A 19,248-nucleotide genomic window follows, 5' to 3' on the forward strand; every position below is an offset into this window, starting at 1 on the left:
TCGCTCCGTCAGGGTTTCAGAGCCGCGAACCGCTCCAGCATGGCTATATGGGCACGGATGCCGTTCTTGTAGCAGCGCAGCTCGAACTTTTCGTTGGGAGAGTGGATGCGGTCGTCCTCCAGCCCGAATCCCACAAAGATGGAATCGATGCCCAGCTCATCCAGCACATAGCCGCCGACCGGGATCGACCCGCCGCTGCCGACCATGGCCGGGCGGTTGTCGAACACGTCGCCCAGCGCGTCCAGCGTCGCCCGCAGATAGGGGGAATCGGTGGGCACGCAGAACCCCGGCGACTTGCCGAAGGTCTTGTACTCGATCTGCGCGTCGGGGGGCAGACGGGCGGCGAAGAACGCCTTGATCCCCGTCAGCACGGCCTCGGGATCCTGCCCCGGCACCAGACGGCAGGAGAATTTCGCCGTGGCCTTGGACGCGATGACGGTCTTGGCCCCCTCGCCGGTGTAGCCGCCGATGATGCCGTTGATATCGCAGGTGGGGCGCGACCACAGCCGCTCGGCCAGCGTCCGCCCGGCCTCCCCCGCCGGGGTCTTCAGGCCGACGCCGGCCAGGAACGCCGCCTCGTCATAGCCCAGACCGTTCCAGATGGCCTTTTCCTCGTTCGACGCCTCGGCAACACCATCGTAGAAGCCGGGGAACTGCACGCGGCCCTGATCGTCGTGGATCTGGCCCAGGATGCGGGTCAGCGCGTTGATGGGGTTCAGCACAGCCCCCCCGAACATGCCGGAATGCAGGTCGTGGCTGGGGCCGGTCAGCGTGGCTTCCACATACAGCAGGCCGCGCAGGCGGGTGGTGATGGCCGGGGTGTCGATGGTCCAGGCGTTGGTGTCGGTGATGACGCAGACGTCCGCCGCCAGTTCGGCGCGGTTGTCGCGCAGGAAGGCTTTCAGGGACGGGCTGCCGGATTCCTCCTCGCCCTCCAGCAGCACGGTGATGCGGATGGGCAGCGACCCGTGGACGGATTTCCACAGCCGGAACGCCTCGAGGAAGGTCATCACCTGTCCCTTGTCGTCCACCGCCCCGCGGGCGACCAGACGGGGGCCGTGCTGCGCCTCCACGATCACCGGGTCGAACGGCGGGCTGTTCCACAACTCCAGCGGTTCGGGCGGCTGCACGTCGTAGTGGCCGTAATAGAGGATGTGCGGCGCATCCGCCGGGCCGGGGTAATGGGCCACCACCGCGGGCAGCCACCCGGTCTCGCGCACGCCGGCCTGGAACCCCAGCGCCTCCAGCTCCCGGGTCAGCCACGCGGCGGCGCGGCGCACCTCGCCCTCGTGGTCGGGCTTGGAGCTGACGCTGGGGATGCGCAGCAGGTCGATGAGACGGGCAACGGACTGGTCGAAGGCGCGGTCGGCTTCGGCCAGGACCGGCGCGATGGTCGGGGTGGTCATGATCTCGTCTATCCCTGTCCCGCGGGTGTGCGGGGTGCGTTGATTTTGCGGGAAAGGATGGGTGGCGGGTTTCGGGCTGTCAAACCCATTTGCCGGCTGGCTGCCGGGCGCTAGGATGGACGCTCGGCCCCTTTTCCCAGCCCCGGATCGCCCTATGCCCCTGTTCCAGTTTCCCGACGACGCCGACTGGGATTTCGAGGCGGACCGCCTGGTCTTCACCGTGCAGGTGGGGGAGTATGTGGGCCAGGTGTTCGTGGAGCGCCGCGCCTTCACCTCGCTGATGGAGCGGCGTCCGACGCCGGAGGAGGCCAGCGCCTTCTTCCACGACAACCGCCCGGCGTTCGAGCGGGCGGTGGAGCTGCGCATCCTGGACCGCCGCCTGGATCCCGACGCCAACATCCACCTGACCGCCCGCGACGTGCGGCAGGCGGGTCCGGGGAAGCGATAGGGACGCGGGGATCCGTATCCCCGAGGCGGGGATGATACGGCATCACCGGCACGCACCAGCCGCCGGGAGCGGCCCCCGCCCATGCCACAGCATGGCCGGGGGCCCTTCCCGTCAGACCGTGACGAACCAGCCAGACGACACGGCGGACGCCTGAACCCCAAAGAGGGTCAGCGTCCCCGAGGTGGCGAAAGAAACCACCGCATCGCCGTGCGCGTTGCTGCCGACCGTATAGACCTCCCCGACGGCAAGGCCGATCCGATCGCCCTGAACGGCCGAGAAATCGCGGATCAGGTCGTCGCCATCCCCCGTCTTCCACACGAACAGGTCGGCCCCGGCACCACCCACCAGATAGTCGGCGCCCGAACCGCCGGTCAGCATGTCATTGCCGTTGCCGCCGGTCAGCGTATCGTTGCCCGCGCCACCGGTCAGCCAGTCGTCGCCGTCATCCCCACGCAGGCTGTCGTCCCCCAAGCCCCCGGTCAGCCAGTCGTCCCCCGCCCCGCCGAGCAGGTCCACGCGGCCCGACGCGCCGGCGGCGCTGAGCGTATCGTTGCCGGCCCCGCCATAGGCATGTTCGATGCCCATCGAGACATCCAGCAGCGCTCCCCCGGCAAAACGGACAAAAACCGTGTCGTCGCCGTCGCCGCCGTCCAGCACCGCGGTTGCGGTATCGACATAGAGCTGGTCGTCGCCGGCCTCGCCGAACAGGCTGTTGTCGCCGGCACCGCCCACCAAGGTGTCGTTGCCGCCGCCGCCATACAGCGTATCATTGCCCGCGTCACCGCGCAGAACATCGCCGTAAGCGCTTCCGAGGAAATAATCGTCCCCGGCGTTGCCGTTGACCTCCACCCCAGCGGTGGATGCCGACGCGGAGAAGCTGTCGTTCCCGGTCCCGCTGAACACGCGCTCGATGCCGCTGGCCGCAAGGTCCAGGGTCAGATCCCCGGTCCCCTGCATGTAAAGAGTGTCAAAGCCGGCCCCGCCATTCACCGACGCATCGCCCGCACCGATGTAAAGCAGGTCGTCGCCATCACCCCCATACAGCGTGTCACGGCCGCTCCCGCCGGTCAGGGTGTCGTTGAAGGCCCCGCCGACGATCAGGTCATCACCCTCGCGGCCATTGATGTACAGCCCGGCCAGGGCGCCCGTCCCGATCAGGGTATCGTTTCCGGTGCCGCCATAGGCCTGCTCGATGCCGCACGCCACCAGATCGAGAAACGCCGGCGCCGCCCCCTGAATGACGGCGGTGTCAAAGCCGCTGCCCCCCTGAACCGGCGCGTCGGCGGCATCGATGTAGAAACGGTCGTCACCATCACCGCCGATCAATGTGTCAGCCCCGGCTCCGCCGGTCAGCGTATCATTGCCCGCCCCACCGACAATCAGGTTGTCCAGATCGTTCCCGGTTCCCTTGAACGCACCGCTTCCGGCGAAGATCAGATGTTCCAGATTGGCGCCAAGGGTATAGACGCCGAGCGTGGTGCGAATGGCGTCGATGCCTTCGCCAGCGACTTCACGGACGGTATCGCCCGCGCTGTTGACCAGATAGACGTCATCCCCGGCCCCGCCATAGAGGACGTTTGTCCCGGCTCCACCGTCCAGGGTGTCGTTGCCGTTTCCACCATACAAGCGGTCATTGCCGCCGCCCCCGAACAGGGCGTCGCCACCGTCGAGGCCGTTGAGCGTGTCGTCACCCGCCCCGCCGTACAAGGTATCGCCCGAGGCGCCGCCGGTCAGGCTGTCGTTGCCGTCCAACCCGTCGATGCGGTGCGGAAGATCGGTCACCGCCGTCAGCGTGTCGTTGCCCGACGAACCTTCCATGGGAATGCAAGGCTGCACCGGAGCGTCGGTCCCGATGAACTCCCGCACCTGGATACCATAGCCGGAGGCGTCCGGCCCGATCCAGGTGGCGACGAAGCCACCGCCCGGACGGGCGGCAAGCGCCGGCTGCATCTGGTTGCCGCTCAGCGTCTCCGCCAGCACGAACTCGCCGCCGGTCTTGTTCCCGCCGCCGTCGTAGCGCTGGGCGTAGGCGCCGTAGCCGCTGCCGTCCTGCGCTTCCGACGTCCAGGCCACAACAAAGCCGCCGTCGGCCAGCGCCGTCACGCTGGGCTGGTACTGGTGACCGACGGCATAGCCGTTGACCTGCGTCTCCCCGCTCAGCGCCTGCCCGCCGGCATTGAACCGGCGCAGGAAGATGCCGTCACCGCTGCCGTCCCGACCGCCGGTCGCCGCATAGACCACCACGAACCCGCCGTCGGCCAGCCCGGCCACGGCGTTCGACGACTGGAAGGAATTCGAGCCCGAGGCCGAGGTGATCCGGGTCGGCCCGCTCACCACCGCGTTCGCCGCGGAATAGACCTGGGTGTAGATGTTCCAATCCGTTTGCTGGGCGGACGTCTGCGTCCAGGTCACCGCATAGCCGCCGTTGGCCAGGGCGCTGACATGGGGGGCATCCAGATGATAGGGGATGTCCCCATGCTGGATGGTGAACGGCCCCGTGAGCGCCACCCCCTGGGCGTCGAAGCGCTGGCCGGTGAGGTTGATCGAACTGCCCTGCGGCGTTGACCACACCGCCATCACGCTGCCGTCGGCCAGCGTCGTCGCCTGGGGAAACCGGGCGTCGGAGCCGGTCGCCAGGGTCATCTGCCCGCCGACCGCATTGCCGGCGGCATCATAACGTTGGGCGTAAATGCCAGTCGCACCCGGATTGCCGGTGCCGCCGCCAACCGACGGCAGGCTGACGTCCTGCCCCCAGAAGACCATGAAACCGCCGTCGCCCAGCGCCGTCACCGACGGGTTGTCCTGGTTGTTGCCGGTCACCGCATTGACCCGGAACTCGTCCCCCACCGGCTGGCCGGCGGCGTCGAGACGCCGGGCATAGATCCCGTAGCCCGAACCGTCCTGCCCGTTCGATGCCCAGACCACCACCTGCGCCCCGTTCTCCAGAACCGCCACAGACGGCTGAATCTGATCGTTGGACGTGGTGGTGTTGACGGAAATCTCCGCCGAAGGCACCAGGGAAGACGTGGGTGACAGGGTTGTCACCGTACCGATGTCCCAATCGGACCAGTGGGCGCCGTCCGAAACGCGGATACGGATCGCATCCGCACTGGCGGCACTGCCGCCGACAAAGTGCAGGCTGCCAAGCTGATCGGCGGTGACGGAAATGGTCTGCCCAGCCGCCTGAACCACACCGTTCAACGTAAAATAGCCACTGTCCGACGCCGCGTTGACGTCAACGAATTCATAGGCGGTGATCCGCTGAAGCCCGGACGTTGCCAGGGCGTCGCCCTGCGTGTGCCCGGTTTGCAGCAAACTGGCGGCCCGCTTCACTTCGTTGCGGGACGAGAACAGATCCTGGGCCGCGAAAACCGGTGCTTCGGAACTGGCAGGAAACTCCCGCACCTGGATACCATAGCCGGAGGCGTCCGGCCCGATCCAGGTGGCGACGAAACCGCCATCCGGACGGGCGGCAAGCACCGGCTGCATCTGGTTGCCGCTCAGCGTCTCCGCCAGCACGAACTCGCCGCCGGTCTTGTTCCCGCCGCCGTCGTAGCGCTGGGCGTAGGCGCCGTAGCCGCTGCCGTCCTGCGCTTCCGACGTCCAGGCCACAACAAAGCCGCCGTCGGCCAGCGCCGTCACGCTGGGCTGGTACTGGTGACCGACGGCATAGCCGTTGACCTGCGTCTCCCCGCTCAGCGCCTGCCCGCCGGCATTGAACCGGCGCAGGAAGATGCCGTCACCGCTGCCGTCCCGACCGCCGGTCGCCGCATAGACCACCACGAACCCGCCGTCGGCCAGCCCGGCCACGGCGTTCGACGACTGGAAGGAATTCGAGCCCGAGGCCGAGGTGATCCGGGTCGGCCCGCTCACCACCGCGTTCGCCGCGGAATAGACCTGGGTGTAGATGTTCCAATCCGTTTGCTGGGCGGACGTCTGCGTCCAGGTCACCGCATAGCCGCCGTTGGCCAGGGCGCTGACATGGGGGGCATCCAGATGATAGGGGATGTCCCCATGCTGGATGGTGAACGGCCCCGTGAGCGCCACCCCCTGGGCGTCGAAGCGCTGGCCGGTGAGGTTGATCGAACTGCCCTGCGGCGTTGACCACACCGCCATCACGCTGCCGTCGGCCAGCGTCGTCGCCTGGGGAAACCGGGCGTCGGAGCCGGTCGCCAGGGTCATCTGCCCGCCGACCGCATTGCCGGCGGCATCATAACGTTGGGCGTAAATGCCAGTCGCACCCGGATTGGCGGTGCCGCCGCCAACCGACGGCAGGCTGACGTCCTGCCCCCAGAAGACCATGAAACCGCCGTCGCCCAGCGCCGTCACCGACGGGTTGTCCTGGTTGTTGCCGGTCACCGCATTGACCCGGAACTCCTCCCCCACCGGCTGGCCGGCGGCGTCGAGGCGCCGGGCATAGATCCCGTAGCCCGAACCGTCCTGCCCGTTCGATGCCCAGACCACCACCTGCGCCCCGTTCTCCAGAACCGCCACAGACGGCTGAATCTGGTCGTTGGACGTGGTGGTGTTGACGGAAATCTCCGCCGAAGCCAGCAATGACGTTGACATCAAATTCTCCAAAAACGATAAGAACACTCATAATATCTATTATAAGTTTTATTATTATGCAAATTTTGATTGTGCATGCGGTGGTTTGTCGCATTCCGGTGAAGGCTCCAGCCGCATTGGTATCGGACACGAACACCCAGATTATTCAATAAAATACAGGCCCCACACGTTGGCCGTCATGCAAACGCATTGGGCCGTCATGCAAACAATTGCATTTTCTCATTGAAAAACCGCGTCACACGATAGCAACGAACAATACTTGTAAATTTTTATTCCACTCGAAAAGAAGCGGCCGGGGGCCTCAGGCTCATTCGGAACGGGCCGAACGGCCACGGGACACACCGAAACGGCGGCGATAGGTGCTTGGCGTCAGGCCCGTGAGCTTCAGGAAAAGCTTGCGGAACGACGCGGGATCGTCATAGCCGACATCCCATCCGATCCGCTCGACCGCGGTGTTCGTGGTCTCCAGCATCTCGCGGGCCTTGGCGATGCGCAGATGCTGGCAATACTCGATCGGGCGGAGCCCTGTGGCCGCCCGGAACCGGCGCAGAAACGTCCGCTCCTCAAGCCCCGCCTGCGCCGCCATGGCCCCGACGGTCATTCCCCCGGTTCCGTTCGCCTCAAGCCAGCGCTGAACCTTCAGGACCGGCTCGTCGCCATGGTCCAGGCGGGGCACGAAGCCTCCATAGCAGCGCTGGTCCCGCCCCGGTGGATCGATCAGGAGATAGCGCGCCGTCTCGACCATGGCGGCCGGGTCCAAAAGCCGGTCCAGAAGCAGAAGACCAAGATCGGTCCAGGCCATCAGCCCGCCTGCCGTGATGACGTCGCCGGTATCGACCAGCAGCTTGCGCGTATCGACACGCGCTTCGGGAAAGCGCGTGGCCAGAGGCCCGGCATAAAGCCAGTGCGTGGTCACCGTGCGCCCGGCCAGCAGACCGGTCTCCCCCAGCAGAAACGCACCGGCACAGACCGAGGCGAGGGCGGCACCGCCGGCGTGCTTTTCCTTCAGCCAGCCCGCCAAGGGTGCCAGGGCAGGCCCCGAGGGAGGATCCCCCAGGCTTGGCGGCAGGATGATGACATCCGGGTCACCGCCGGTTCCCCCATGGGTGTCGAACAGCGCCGCAACCCCCCGGTGGTCCGGTGTGGAACCGAGGTGGCTGACACGCAGCACCGGCTGCTCGACGCCAAGCCGCTTGCGCGCCAGACTGTCGGCCACGGCGAACAGGTCGGTCAGCCCCAGAACCGCGGACATCTGCGCACCGGGGTAGATCAGCACGCCGACATGCGGGGGCCGGTTCGATTCGGTCATTTGTCGGAAATACCCCCTTCTTTGTCAGAATAGCCAATGTTCATCCTGCCGCAGCCTGCCTAACCTCGGCAAACGCGTGGCGCCGCGCTCCACAATAACCGGAAGGAAATCCCAGATGGCGAAACGTGCGCTCATCATTATTGATTTGCAGAATGATTATTTCGATGGGGGTAAATTCACCCTGGAAAACATCGATGCCGCGGCGGCGAACGCTGCGCGCCTGCTGGACGCGGCCCGCGCGCAGGGCGATCTGGTGGTGCATGTCCGCCATGAGTTCCCCATGGCGGACGCCCCCTTCTTTGCCCCCACGTCCGAAGGCTCCGCCATCAACGGGGCCGTGCTGCCGCGGGACGGTGAGACCGTCCTGCTCAAGAACGCCGTCAATGCCTTTCTCGGCACGGGCCTGAAGGATGTGCTCGACCGCAACGGTATCACCGAGGTGACCGTCGCCGGCGCCATGAGCCACATGTGCATCGATGCCGCGGTGCGCGCCGCGGCTGATTACGGCTACCGCACCACCGTGATCCACGACGCTGTTGCCACGCGGGATGTCGCCTTCGAGGGCATCACCGTTCCGGCGGCCCAGGTGCATGCCGCGGCGATGGCGGCGCTGGGGTTCGCCTATGCCACGCTGCTGTCCACCGATGCCTATCTGGCCGCAGCCACGGCACCGGCGGGTGCCGCCTGATACTCTGCCGTCCGGGGGGCCCTTCGCACCCCCGGACGGCGTGTCCGCTGCCCGCCCCATCAGCCGGAGGACGGTATCCGCTGTCTGATGCCGATTGGGGGCATGGGAACACCGCTCGAACTGGCCAATCCAGCCGTGTTCCTGCCTCGGATGACTCGAGATTCGTCGTCGGCACGGCATTGCTGGCCGATGGCGGGACCGGCAATTTCCGCCCCCCGCTCCGCCCTATGGTGAAGGGGGTCACACGTGCCGCGTCTTGCAAATGCGCCAACTCACCGGCGGAGCCCATCGCTTGAGGGCGATGGGCTCCGGCCGCGCATGGCTAAAGGGTGCAACCGTTCGCGGAACGCCGCGAAACGAACCGTCTCATTCCCACTCGATGGTGCCGGGCGGCTTCGAGGTGATGTCGTAGACGACGCGGTTGACGCCGCGGACTTCATTCACGATGCGGTTGGACACACGGGCCAGGAAGTCGTGGGGGAAGTGGTACCAGTCGGCGGTCATGCCGTCGGTGGAGGTCACCGCGCGCAGCGCCAGAACATGGTCGTAGGTGCGGCCGTCGCCCATCACCCCCACCGTGCGCACCGGCAGCAGCACCGCAAACGCCTGCCAGATGGCGTCGTACAGGCCGGCGTTGCGGATCTCTTCCAGATAAACGGTGTCCGCCTTGCGCAGGATCTCCAGCTTCTCGGCCGTGATCTCGCCGGGAACGCGGATGGCCAGGCCGGGACCGGGGAAGGGGTGGCGCTTCACGAACGCATCGGGCAGGCCCAGTTCACGGCCCAGCGCCCGCACCTCGTCCTTGAACAGTTCGCGCAGCGGCTCCACCAGCTTCAGGTTCATCCGCTCCGGCAGACCGCCCACGTTGTGGTGCGACTTGATGGTCACCGACGGGCCGCCGGTGAACGACACGCTTTCGATCACGTCGGGGTACAGCGTGCCCTGGGCCAGGAACCCCGCACCGCCGATCTTGTGCGCTTCCTCGTCGAACACGTCGATGAAGGTGGCGCCGATGATCTTGCGCTTGCGTTCCGGGTCGCTCACCCCGTCCAGCTTGCCCAGGAACAGGTCGGCGGCGTTCCGGTGAATGAGCGGGATGTTGTAATGGTCGCGGAACAGGGTCACCACCTCGTCCGCCTCGCCCGCGCGCATCAGGCCGGTATCGACGAAGATGCAGGTGAGCTGGTCGCCGATGGCCTCGTGGATCAGCACCGCCGCCACGGAGCTGTCAACGCCGCCCGACAGGCCGCAGATCACCTTGCCGCCGCCCACCTGGGCGCGGATCTGGGCGATGGCCTGCTGGCGGAACGCCGCCATGGTCCAGTCGCCGGTGCAGCCCGCCACCTTCCGCACGAAATTCGCCAGCAGCTTGGCCCCGTCGGGGGTGTGCACCACCTCGGGGTGGAACTGCACGCCGTAGAAACGGCGGCTCTCATCGGCGATGGCGGCATAGGGGGCGCCGTCGCTGACCGCCACCACCTGGAATCCCGGCGGGATCGCGGTCACGCGGTCGCCGTGGCTCATCCACACCTGCTCGCGCCCGCCCACGGCCCACACCCCGTCGAACAGAGCGCAGGATTCCGTCACCTCGATGAAGGCGCGGCCGAATTCGCGGTGGTCGCTGCCGGTCACCGATCCGCCAAGCTGGGCACACATGGTCTGCTGCCCATAGCAGATGCCCAGCACCGGCACGCCCAGCGTGAACACCACCTCCGGCGCGCGGGGGCCGTTCTCGTCGTTCACCGACGCCGGGCTGCCCGACAGGATGATCGCCTTGGGCGCGAACGCCTGAATGCGCGCGGCATCGACGGAAAAGGGATGGATTTCGCAGTAGACCCCGGCTTCACGAACGCGGCGGGCGATCAGCTGGGTCACCTGCGACCCGAAATCGAGGATGAGGACACGATCGGCGGTCATGGCGGACTCATGCGTGGCTGTTCAAAGCGGGTTCATGGCCCGCAACGCATCCGCGGTCAAGAATTTTCCGGGCAATTTCCCCGCCCTACCACGACATGCAGCTTTGCATCCGCCGCTTGCTTCCCCCGAACACCTCGCGGCAGCCGTCGCGCAGGGCGCGTTCGCTGTTCCGCTCCCCATCCATGCACTGCCAGTACTTGTGCGAACCGGCGCCATACCGGTTGGCGCACCCCCGCTCCAGCCCCGCCCGGCCTTTGTTGTTCAGATCCCGCACGTCGCGCCCGCCGCCATAAGCCGAGCCGTAGCCGTACGGCGCAGAGCCGGAACCGCCATAAGGGCCGCCATAGCCATAAGGGCCACCATAAGAGCCGCCGTAGGAACCGCTGTACAGGGAATACCGCCCGCTGCCGGCGGGCATGCAGGCCGCCATCAACAGGGCACCGGCCAGAACCGCGGCCATCCCGCCCCTGCCAAACCCGAACACGCCTGTCATGGACCACTCCGCACCCGTCGAGGAAGACCTTCTCAGACGAACACGCAACACCGGCCTTTCATTCCCCGGCGCCATGGATGGGATCGAACACGGTTCCGCCATTTTATAATCATGATTATATAATTAAATTACTTTGCTGTAAAACAAGATATCAAATCGTTCATGACCGAATAACCATAAGAGAATGCGTCTTCTGTATTTTCCAAAAGGCGCATAGGTCGGATGCGTTTCCGTTGAAAATTGTGCGTTGCCCCTTAAATCCTCTTTTAATGTCTTTGGCAGAAGCTTTGATGAGTGCGCTGACAGGATATCCGGGTATGGACAGCATGGATCGCGACCGCAGAATGGAAGATGCCTTCCCCCCGGCAGAATCAGCGGAACGGCTGTTGCGCGTCTCCTATTTCGACGCACTGACCGGGGCCTACAACCGCACCCTCTTCACCAGCATCCTGGAGGAAACGGTCAACCGCAGCCGCCAGCGGGACGAAGGGTTCGTGCTGCTGGACGTGGACATCGACCGCTTCCGCATGATGAACGAGGCCTTCGGCCAGCATTTCGGCGATGCCGTTTTGCGGGAGGTGGTCGCCCGCATCGCCCGCTGGCTGGCCCCGCAAGAGGTGCAGGCCCGCATCGGCAGCGACGAATTCGCCATTCTCCTGCCCCGCACCACCCCCGGTCCGGCGCTGGAATGGCGGCTGAGCTGCCTGTTGCGCGAACTGGCGCTGCCGCTGCCGGGGGACGACACCGGGCTGTCGCTGTCGGTCAGCATCGGCATCGCCAGCTTCCCCAACGACGGGGCCACGGCCAGCGAGTTGCTGCACCACGCCGGGGCGGCGCTGGGCCGCGCCAAGCAGCAGGCGCAACACCGCTTCGTCCATTACGCGCCGATCGAGGCGGAACGGTCGCGCAACCGCCTGCTGCTGGAAAGCCGGCTGCGCCGCGCCATCGAAAACGGCGTGTTCCAGGTGCGGTTCCAGCCCCAGGTCAATCTGGCCACCGGCCACCTGCACGGGGCCGAGGCGCTGGCCCGCTGGACCGACACCGACCTGGGGGTGGTGTCGCCGGATGTGTTCATCCGCCTGGCCGAGGAAACCGGGCTGGCCCGCGACATCGACGAGCAGGTTCTGGGCACGGTGGTGGAGCACGCCACCCGCTGGCAGGCGATGGGCATCCCGCCGTTTCCCATCGGGGTGAACCTGTCGGCGCTGCATTTCACCGACGACCGGCTGGAAAATCTGATGGCCGGGCTGCTGGACCGCCATGGGCTGAACCCGGCGTGGCTGATGCTGGAGCTGACGGAAACCGCCCTGCTGGCCGATGCCGAGCGCACCCGCACGGTGATGGACAGCCTGTGCGCGCTGGGGGTCCGGTTTTCGCTGGACGATTTCGGCACCGGCTATTCCAGCCTGAGCCACCTGCACCAGTTCCCCATCTCGGAAATCAAGATCGACCGCAGCTTCGTCTCCCGCATTCCCGGCAGCGAACCCCACCTGCGCATCATCCGCGCCGTGATCAATCTGGCCCACGACCTTGCCAAGACCGTGGTGGCCGAAGGGGTGGAAAGCACCGACCAGATCGCGGTGCTCAACGCCATGGGCTGCGGCACCGGCCAGGGCTATGCCTTCGACCACGCCATTCCGGTGGACGGCTTTGAAAAGCGCTGGCTGCCCCGGCTACCGCCCCAGACGGTAAAGGGTCAGCACCATGCGCCGTCCGTTGTTGTAATTTAGCCCTTCCGCCACGCCCAGCGCCTGGACCTGCGGCGCTGCGATGCCGGCGGCATCCAGCCCGGTGCGGAACGCGGCTTCCTGCCGGCTTTCCACCAGCGCCAGGGCGCAGGCGGGCTCGGCGGCCAGATGCGCCGCCGCCTTGTCCCCCGAGACCAGGCTGGTCCGGGTTCCCACCAGGAAGACGAGGCTGGGTTCGGAATAGCCGGCAGAGGCCACCACCGATCCCGGACACGTCCGGTTGGCCGCCACCAGCGCCGCCGCCGACCGGCTGACCCACAGCCCGTCCAGCGCCGGAAGCGTGGCGCCATAGGCCGCCACGTACAAAATCCCCGCCGACGCCAGCCCGGCGGCCAGCCCCAGCGTACGCCGCCCGCGGTTCAGCAGCGCCACCATGCCGGCGAACAGCACCAGAACCACCGGCACCGCGGCCACCGCCGCCGGGTTGATGCGGCGGTCGATCACCCACGGCAGCACCGCCACCGCCACCGCCAGGGCCGCGAAGCCGAACGCCCCCAGCCCCAGCGCCACGCGGAACGGCCAGCGCCCGCGCAAGCGCTCATACCCGTCATGCAGCATGGCCGCCGCCAGCAGCGCCACCGCCGGGAACGCCGGCAGGGTGTAGTGCAGCAGCTTGGTCGGCACCAGCTCGAACACGATCCAGGTGGGGATGATCCAGGCCAGACAGAAGCGCACCGCCGCGCGCGTGCGGTTGGCCCACACCCACGGCACCGCCGCCAGCGCCAGGAACGCCCACGGCTGGAAGGTGACCAGGAAGGTCAGAAGGTAATAGCCCGGCGGCAGCCCCTTGCCCTCCTGGCCCGACGCGACCTTGCCCAGCATGTCGTGGCCGACGGATTCGGCGAAGAAGGCACCCTTGGTCTGCACCGCGATGGCCACCAGCCACGGCAGCACCAGGGCCGCCAGCAGCAGCAGCCCCCACCCCGGACGCAACGCCCGCAGCCACCCGGCGGACCAGCGCCCGCCCTGCAGCCGGTCGGCCAGCACCAGCCCCGCCGCCGTGCCGCCGGACACCAGCGCCACCAGCGGCCCCTTGACCAGAACGCTGATGCCCGCGGCCCCCCAGAACAGCAGCCACGTCCAGCGCGGCGCCGCGCTCTCCTCGCCCCCGGGACGGGCGCGGTAGGCCAGCGCCAGGGCGCCCTGGGCCGCCACCAGGGTGGCCAGCAGCACGGCGTCGGTCTTGGCCAGCCGCGCCTCCACCCCCAGCACCACGCAGCCGGCCAGCATCACCGCCGCACTCAGCCCCACCGCGGTTCCGAACAAACGAGCCCCGGCCCACGCGGTCAGCAGCACCGCCGCCACCGCACCGAGCAGCGACGGCAGGCGGTAGGTCCAGATCTCCTTCACCCCCGGCGTGCCGGCAAGGACGGTGGCGGCACTCTGCATCCAATAGATGCCCACCGGCTTCTTGTGCCGTGCCTCGTCCTGAAAGCGGATGTCCACCAGATCGCCGGTGTCCAGCATCTGGTATGAGGCCTGGGCAAAGCGGGATTCGTCGCGGTCGAACGGCGGCAGGGTGAAGAAGCCCGGCAGGTACAGCGCCAGGCACAAGACCACCAGCAGCCCATAGGCCAGGGGCGGAACCCGCCGTTCAGCCGCCGCCGTCATCGTCATGCCCCCGCGGCGCCCGAGCCGCCCTGCTTCTTATGGTTCCAGACCAGATGCAGATTGCGCAGATAGATCAGCAGCCCCAGCCCCTGCCCGAACATGAACACCGGGTCGGCCCGGTGGATGGAATAGGCGAACAGCAGCACGCCGCCGCCGATGGAGAAGTACCAGAACATGTCGGGCAGGATGGACCGGCGCGCGCGTTCGCTGGCGATCCATTGCACCACGAACCGGCCCATGAACAGGGCCTGGGCGAAAAAGCCGATGCCGATCCACACCAGCTCCTCGGTGGACCGTTCGGCGTACCAGGACAGAAAAGCGTTCAGCATCGTCGCATCACAGCCCACGCACAGGGAAAATCAGGGGCGGTGCGTCGCCCCGCGGCCCCGGAACCGGGCCGCATGGATCAGCAATGTTCCGATGCGGACGTCACGCGGGTGCGGCGCTTCAGCCACCACACGCCCAAAAGATCGGCAACCCCCACCAGCGCCCGCTGCCAGTTGGTGTATTTCGACACCCCGCGCGTGCGCGGGCGGTGGTTGACCGGCAGGTAATCCACCGCATGCCCATGGGCGGTGAACAATGCCGGCAGAAAACGGTGCATGGCGTTGAACGAGGGCAGGTCGAGAAAGGCGGCGCGGGCGAACACCTTGATGCCGCACCCGCTGTCGCGGCAGCCGTCCTGCAGCATCGCCTGCCGCACCGCGTTGGCAAGGCGGGAGGCCAGACGCTTGGAAAAGCTGTCCTGGCGCTTGGCGCGGATGCCGCCCACCAGCAGCGGCCCGCCCGGCGTCTGGGTGCGGGCGAAAAGCGCGGGGATGTCGGCGGGGTCGTTCTGCCCGTCGCCGTCCAGGGTGGCGATCCAGGGGGCATGGGCCGCCTTCACGCCCGTGCGCACCGCCGTGCTCTGGCCCGAGCGGGTGTGGTGGCGCAGCAGCCGCACCGGGCGGCCCGCGGCGATGGCCGCCGCCACCCGCGCCGCCGTGCCGTCGGTGGAGCAATCGTCAACGAACACCACCTCGAACGGGACCACCGGCGTCAGGGCGCGTTCGATCTCGTCCAGCAGGGGGGTGACGTTTTCCGCTTCGTTGAACACGGGCACGACCACCGACAGGCGCGGCCCCGCCGCCGCAGACACGGCAGCCGCACCGGGGTTGGAAACGTCGAGAACTGTGGTCACCGTCACACACCCTATCGAACCCGTACAGCGGCGCAAAATACCGCCGACCACACCGGAACGGTAGGGGAAAAGGAAGGGCCGGCCCATCAGGCCAGCCCTGCGCGCGTCAGGACGGAATCGGCGGAATCACCCGGCCGACGGCACCGGCACCGCCACATACCGCAGGTCGCCCTGCCGGCTGATGAACAGGGGCAGGCTGTGGCGCCCCTGGCCGCGGGCGTCGTGCAGGCGCGCCATCACATCCTCGGGCTTGCCGACGGGGTGCTGGCCGGCCTCCAGGATCACGTCGCCCACCTCGATGCCCTGGGCTTCGGCGGCACCGCCGCCGCGCACCTCGGTCACCACCACCCCTTCCACCGAGCGCTCGATGCCATAGGCCACCCGCAGCCGCGGGCTGATGGTGGCCATCACCAGCCCCAGCGGCGGCTCCGCGGGCGTGTCCGACGCGCCGCTGGGCTGCTGGGAGGTGCCGGTGGACCCCAGCGCCACCGCCGTCACCTCCGGCAGGGCACCGATGGTGACCTTCACGCTCTGGGCCTTGCCCCGCCGCAGCAGCCGCACGTCGAGGATGGTGCCGATGCCGGCCTGGGACACCGCCTTGGGCAGGGCGCGCATGGAATCGATGGCGCTGGGACCAAAGGCGGTGATCACGTCGCCCCGGCGCACCCCGCCCCGCTCCGCCGGGCCGCCGGGGGTGACGGCGGCCACCAGCGCGCCGGTGGTTCCGGCCATGCCCATGCCCTCGGCCAGTTCCGGGGTCAGATCCTGCACCTGCACCCCCAGCCAGCCGCGCCGCACCGCCCCGTGTTCGCGCAACTGGTCGATCACCGGGCGGGCCAGGTTGGACGGAATGGCGAAGGCGATACCCACCGACCCGCCCGTGGGGGAATAGATGGCGGCGTTGATGCCGATCACCTTGCCGTCCAGATTGAACAGCGGGCCGCCGGAATTGCCGCGGTTGATGGGGGCGTCGGTCTGCAGATACTCGTCGTACGGCCCCTGCTGGATGTCGCGGGCGCGGGCCGACAGGATGCCCGCCGTCACCGTCCCCCCCAGCCCGAAGGGGTTGCCGATGGCCAGCACCCAGTCGCCCACCGACGCCCCGTCGCTGTCCCCCCACTCCACCGCCGTCAGCGGCCGGTCCGCGTCCACCTTCAAAACCGCAAGATCGGTGGCGGGATCGGCCCCGGCCAGCCGGGCGGGACGGCGGCCGCCGTCCTGGAACACCACCGAAATCCCGCCGGCATCGGCCACCACGTGATAGTTGGTGACCACCCACCCGCCGGAATCGATGACGAAGCCGGTGCCCAGCACCGCCCCCGACCCGCCGCCGTCCGGGGGCGTGTTGCGGTGCAGGTCGCGGAAGAAATCGTTGAACGGCGAGCCTTGCGGGAACGGCGGCGCCCCATCGCCCTTTGACGGCCGCGGCCCGGTCTTGCCCTCGGTCATCACGTTGACCACCGCCGGAAGTTGTGTCTTCACCACGGTGGAGAAGGACGGCACCGGGAGCGCCGGGGCCGGGGCCGCGGGCACCACCCCCTCCGGTTCGGCGCGGATGGGGGACGCCGACAGGAAACCCGCCAGAGTCAAAGCGAAAACAAGGCCGGAACGGCGGAGAAAGGGCGCTTTGTCGAACGTCATCGGCGTCTCCCGGACTCTGGCTGCGCCGATGAAACGCCCGGAGACGCGCTCTTGTTCAAAGCCACTCTTCAAAAAGTGCATTTTCTCTTAACGGGCGTACCCCGGTCCGGCTGCCCCTTTTAAAAGATGCACGGGTTTTTGAAAGCCGCCGCGCCCCTCATCCTACGCCGGACGGACCAGTTGACGCATCGGAGCGGGGCTCCGGTCTAAAAAGGCTTTTCGCCATAAAGTAATGCTGGTATTTTGTCAGGCAGTCGTCGATATTAAAGATGACTGACAGTGACCGTTCCGCAAGCGCAAGCCCGCAAAAGCCCGCCGATCGTTCCGGCGCGGTGCGTGTTGGTCTCCCCGCGCCTGAGTACGTTGACAAATGACGCAGAATTCTTCGTGGCAGCCGAGTGATATTATGACTTCAGAAACCGGCAACGAGGCGGAATCCCCGCGGCGGCGTGGACGCATCCCGCAATCGGCATGGCCCCAAATACTTGAACGTCACCGCGCCGGCATGACCCTATCGGCGATTGCCCGCGAGTTCGAATGCACGCCCAGCGCGATCTCCTATATCGTGCGCAAGGCGGAAGCTTCGGGCGGCCAGGAGGATGAGGCCATGGGCGGCGAGCCGACCCTGCCCCTTGACACCCCCGCGGCGGAACCGGCCCCCACGGCCGAAGCCCCCAAAACCACCGCCCCGCGGGGTGATGCGCCCAAGCGGGACGCTCACCGCGTCCCCAAGGGCGATGCGCCGCGCGAACCGGCCCGCGCCGCCGCCCCGGCGGATACGGCCTCCGCGGCGGAGCCGGCCCCGGCCCCCGTGGTCCACACCTCGCACGGCGAAACCCTGAAGCTGTCGCGCCCGGAAGCCGGTCCGCCGGTCAGCCAGGCCCCGGCCCAGCCCGCCGCCGTTCCGGCGGACGCATCGGCGGCCAAGACGGCTCCCGCCACCGCGGCGGCGCCGGCCGCTCCGGCGGCCGCCCGCACCGAACCGGGCACCCCGGTGGATGCGGTGGAAGCGCGGCTGCGCGAAACCGCCAAGGCGTGCCTGGGCGCCTACCGCACCTGGCGCCAGCAGCCGGGTGAGGGGAGCATCCAGTCGCTGTCGGACGCGGTGCACGAACTGCGCAAGGCTCTGGCCCGCATCGAAATCGACATGTCGGCCAGCCGGAAAGAGGAACAGGCGATCCGCCCGATTCCGATCCCGGCCCACCGCGCCGCGCGGCGCCATCAGTAACCCGCGGCATCCGCATTTTGAAAAAGCCCCCTTTCTGAAAAGAGAGGGGGCTTTTTCTTTAAAAAACCTTTTTGTGTTTGTAGCCGGTTCAGGCCAGCGCGCTTTTCAAAAAGGCGATGGTGCGGTCCCACGCCAGATCCGCCGCCGCCTTGTCGAAGCGTTCCGCCGAGGTGTCGTTGTGAAAAGCGTGGTTCACGCCCTCGTACATGAAAATCTCGTGCTTCACGCCGGCCTTTTTCAAAGCCTCGTCATAAGCGGGGATCCCGGCGTTGATGCGCTGGTCCAGCCCGGCGTAATGCAGCAGCAAGGGCGCCTTGATGGCCGCGGCCTGGGCCGGTTCGGGGATGGGGCCGTAAAAGGCGACGCCGGCATCCAGATCGGGGGCCGCCACCGCCAGTTGATTGACCATGCCCCCGCCCCAGCAGAAACCCACCGCCCCCACCTTGCCGGTCACGGCGGTGTCGGCGCGCAGCGCGGTCATGGCGGCCTGGAGATCCTTGACCACCGCCGCGCGGTCCAGCTTGGCGATCAGGTCGCGGGCCTGATCGGGGTCGGCGGGGGTGCCGCCCAAGGGCGACAGCAGGTCGGGGGCCAGCGCCACGAATCCGGCCTTCGCCACCCGCCGCGCCACGTCCTGGACATAGGGGTTGAGGCCACGGTTTTCGTGAATGACGATGACGGCGGGCGCCTTGCCCAGCCCCTTGGGCGCTGCGCGGTACGCCTTGACCGTGCCGGCGGGGCCGGGATAGCCGGTCATGGCGGCATCGATGCCGGGATCGTTTTCCGGCACCTGGGCGGCCAGGGCGTAATTGGGTTCGATCTGCGACAGGATGGCGGGGATGCCCGCCGCCCCGCCGGCCAGCAGCGTCAGCCGTTCCAGAAACACCCGCCGCGGCAGCGGCGCGTGGGTGTATTCGTCGTAAAGATCGATGATGCGCTGGTCCATGGCGCCCGTTCCTCCCGTTTTCGGTGACCGGCGCCATGGTGGCAAAGCCCGCCCCGTCCGCCAA

The 19,248-nt window shown here is 67.7% G+C and carries 14 protein-coding genes; 4 read left to right on the forward strand and 10 right to left on the reverse strand.

From position 1 onward, the window contains the following. Positions 1 to 8: 8 nt before the first annotated feature. A complete protein-coding gene (locus M2352_RS19995) occupies positions 9 to 1,406 on the reverse strand; it encodes a M20/M25/M40 family metallo-hydrolase (RefSeq protein ID WP_264666262.1) in 1,398 nt (465 codons plus the stop codon). A 154-nt stretch (positions 1,407 to 1,560) separates the two neighbouring features. Between M2352_RS19995 and M2352_RS20000 the strand changes: the two genes are divergently transcribed. Next, complete coding sequence (locus M2352_RS20000) at positions 1,561 to 1,854, forward strand: DUF1488 domain-containing protein (protein ID WP_264666263.1); 294 nt, start codon at positions 1,561 to 1,563, stop codon at positions 1,852 to 1,854. A 111-nt stretch (positions 1,855 to 1,965) separates the two neighbouring features. On the opposite strand, the gene M2352_RS20005 is transcribed toward M2352_RS20000, so the two are convergent. Together M2352_RS20005 and M2352_RS20010 are read right to left on the reverse strand one after the other, a co-directional pair. Beyond that, the gene (locus M2352_RS20005) at positions 1,966 to 6,423 is read right to left on the reverse strand and encodes a calcium-binding protein (protein ID WP_264666264.1); all 4,458 of its coding nucleotides are present in this window, start codon (positions 6,421 to 6,423) and stop codon (positions 1,966 to 1,968) included. A gap of 307 nt (positions 6,424 to 6,730) precedes the next feature. Beyond that, positions 6,731 to 7,732 carry a GlxA family transcriptional regulator gene (locus M2352_RS20010; RefSeq protein ID WP_264666265.1) on the reverse strand — a complete coding sequence of 334 codons (1,002 nt, stop codon included), beginning with the start codon at positions 7,730 to 7,732 and terminating at the stop codon, positions 6,731 to 6,733. Between the two features lie 115 nt (positions 7,733 to 7,847). On the opposite strand from M2352_RS20010, the gene M2352_RS20015 reads away from it, so the two are divergent. Next, on the forward strand, positions 7,848 to 8,420 hold the full coding sequence (locus tag M2352_RS20015; protein ID WP_264666266.1) for a cysteine hydrolase family protein: 573 nt from the start codon (positions 7,848 to 7,850) through the stop codon (positions 8,418 to 8,420). A 366-nt stretch (positions 8,421 to 8,786) separates the two neighbouring features. Here M2352_RS20015 and guaA read toward each other — a convergent pair whose 3' ends face one another. Then, entirely contained in the window at positions 8,787 to 10,337 is a 1,551-nt protein-coding gene (gene guaA / locus M2352_RS20020; RefSeq protein WP_264666267.1) for a glutamine-hydrolyzing GMP synthase, read from the reverse strand. An 85-nt stretch (positions 10,338 to 10,422) separates the two neighbouring features. Then, entirely contained in the window at positions 10,423 to 10,830 is a 408-nt protein-coding gene (locus M2352_RS20025) for a hypothetical protein (protein ID WP_264666268.1), read from the reverse strand. Positions 10,831 to 11,147: 317 nt separating this feature from the next. Here M2352_RS20025 and M2352_RS20030 point away from each other — a divergent pair, with 317 nt between their 5' ends. Next, the gene (locus M2352_RS20030; RefSeq protein ID WP_264666269.1) at positions 11,148 to 12,560 is read left to right on the forward strand and encodes a putative bifunctional diguanylate cyclase/phosphodiesterase; all 1,413 of its coding nucleotides are present in this window, start codon (positions 11,148 to 11,150) and stop codon (positions 12,558 to 12,560) included. Here the strand turns inward: M2352_RS20030 and M2352_RS20035 are convergent. The 4 genes from M2352_RS20035 to M2352_RS20050 all read right to left on the reverse strand — a co-directional run bounded on the left by M2352_RS20035 (position 12,504) and on the right by M2352_RS20050 (position 17,010). Further along, entirely contained in the window at positions 12,504 to 14,189 is a 1,686-nt protein-coding gene (locus tag M2352_RS20035; RefSeq protein ID WP_264666270.1) for an ArnT family glycosyltransferase, read from the reverse strand. The genes M2352_RS20030 and M2352_RS20035 overlap by 57 nt on opposite strands. Before the next feature lie 2 nt (positions 14,190 to 14,191). Further along, on the reverse strand, positions 14,192 to 14,518 hold the full coding sequence (locus M2352_RS20040; protein WP_264666271.1) for a lipid-A-disaccharide synthase N-terminal domain-containing protein: 327 nt from the start codon (positions 14,516 to 14,518) through the stop codon (positions 14,192 to 14,194). 77 nt (positions 14,519 to 14,595) lie between these two features. Continuing rightward, on the reverse strand, positions 14,596 to 15,369 hold the full coding sequence (locus M2352_RS20045) for a glycosyltransferase family 2 protein (RefSeq protein ID WP_454464569.1): 774 nt from the start codon (positions 15,367 to 15,369) through the stop codon (positions 14,596 to 14,598). A gap of 126 nt (positions 15,370 to 15,495) precedes the next feature. Further along, on the reverse strand, positions 15,496 to 17,010 hold the full coding sequence (locus M2352_RS20050; RefSeq protein WP_264666272.1) for a Do family serine endopeptidase: 1,515 nt from the start codon (positions 17,008 to 17,010) through the stop codon (positions 15,496 to 15,498). Positions 17,011 to 17,515: 505 nt separating this feature from the next. Here M2352_RS20050 and M2352_RS20055 point away from each other — a divergent pair. Next, complete coding sequence (locus tag M2352_RS20055; protein ID WP_264666273.1) at positions 17,516 to 18,238, forward strand: hypothetical protein; 723 nt, start codon at positions 17,516 to 17,518, stop codon at positions 18,236 to 18,238. 88 nt (positions 18,239 to 18,326) lie between these two features. Here the strand turns inward: M2352_RS20055 and M2352_RS20060 are convergent, their stop codons facing one another. Next, on the reverse strand, positions 18,327 to 19,184 hold the full coding sequence (locus M2352_RS20060; RefSeq protein WP_264666274.1) for a dienelactone hydrolase family protein: 858 nt from the start codon (positions 19,182 to 19,184) through the stop codon (positions 18,327 to 18,329). Between the last annotated feature and the right edge of the window lie 64 nt (positions 19,185 to 19,248).

The sequence above is a fragment of the Azospirillum fermentarium genome, assembly GCF_025961205.1.
Classification (GTDB): Bacteria; Pseudomonadota; Alphaproteobacteria; order Azospirillales; family Azospirillaceae; genus Azospirillum; species Azospirillum fermentarium.

Excerpts from the sequence above, each read along its gene's own strand:
- M2352_RS19995 (WP_264666262.1), bottom strand. The coding sequence starts at position 1,406 with ATGACCACCCCGACCATCGCGCCGGTCCTGGCCGAAGCCGACCGCGCC.
- M2352_RS20000 (WP_264666263.1), top strand. The coding sequence starts at position 1,561 with ATGCCCCTGTTCCAGTTTCCCGACGACGCCGACTGGGATTTCGAGGCG.
- M2352_RS20005 (WP_264666264.1), bottom strand. The coding sequence starts at position 6,423 with ATGTCAACGTCATTGCTGGCTTCGGCGGAGATTTCCGTCAACACCACC.
- M2352_RS20010 (WP_264666265.1), bottom strand. The coding sequence starts at position 7,732 with ATGACCGAATCGAACCGGCCCCCGCATGTCGGCGTGCTGATCTACCCC.
- M2352_RS20015 (WP_264666266.1), top strand. The coding sequence starts at position 7,848 with ATGGCGAAACGTGCGCTCATCATTATTGATTTGCAGAATGATTATTTC.
- guaA (WP_264666267.1), bottom strand. The coding sequence starts at position 10,337 with ATGACCGCCGATCGTGTCCTCATCCTCGATTTCGGGTCGCAGGTGACC.
- M2352_RS20025 (WP_264666268.1), bottom strand. The coding sequence starts at position 10,830 with ATGACAGGCGTGTTCGGGTTTGGCAGGGGCGGGATGGCCGCGGTTCTG.
- M2352_RS20030 (WP_264666269.1), top strand. The coding sequence starts at position 11,148 with ATGGACAGCATGGATCGCGACCGCAGAATGGAAGATGCCTTCCCCCCG.
- M2352_RS20035 (WP_264666270.1), bottom strand. The coding sequence starts at position 14,189 with ATGACGGCGGCGGCTGAACGGCGGGTTCCGCCCCTGGCCTATGGGCTG.
- M2352_RS20040 (WP_264666271.1), bottom strand. The coding sequence starts at position 14,518 with ATGCTGAACGCTTTTCTGTCCTGGTACGCCGAACGGTCCACCGAGGAG.
- M2352_RS20050 (WP_264666272.1), bottom strand. The coding sequence starts at position 17,010 with ATGACGTTCGACAAAGCGCCCTTTCTCCGCCGTTCCGGCCTTGTTTTC.
- M2352_RS20055 (WP_264666273.1), top strand. The coding sequence starts at position 17,516 with ATGACCCTATCGGCGATTGCCCGCGAGTTCGAATGCACGCCCAGCGCG.
- M2352_RS20060 (WP_264666274.1), bottom strand. The coding sequence starts at position 19,184 with ATGGACCAGCGCATCATCGATCTTTACGACGAATACACCCACGCGCCG.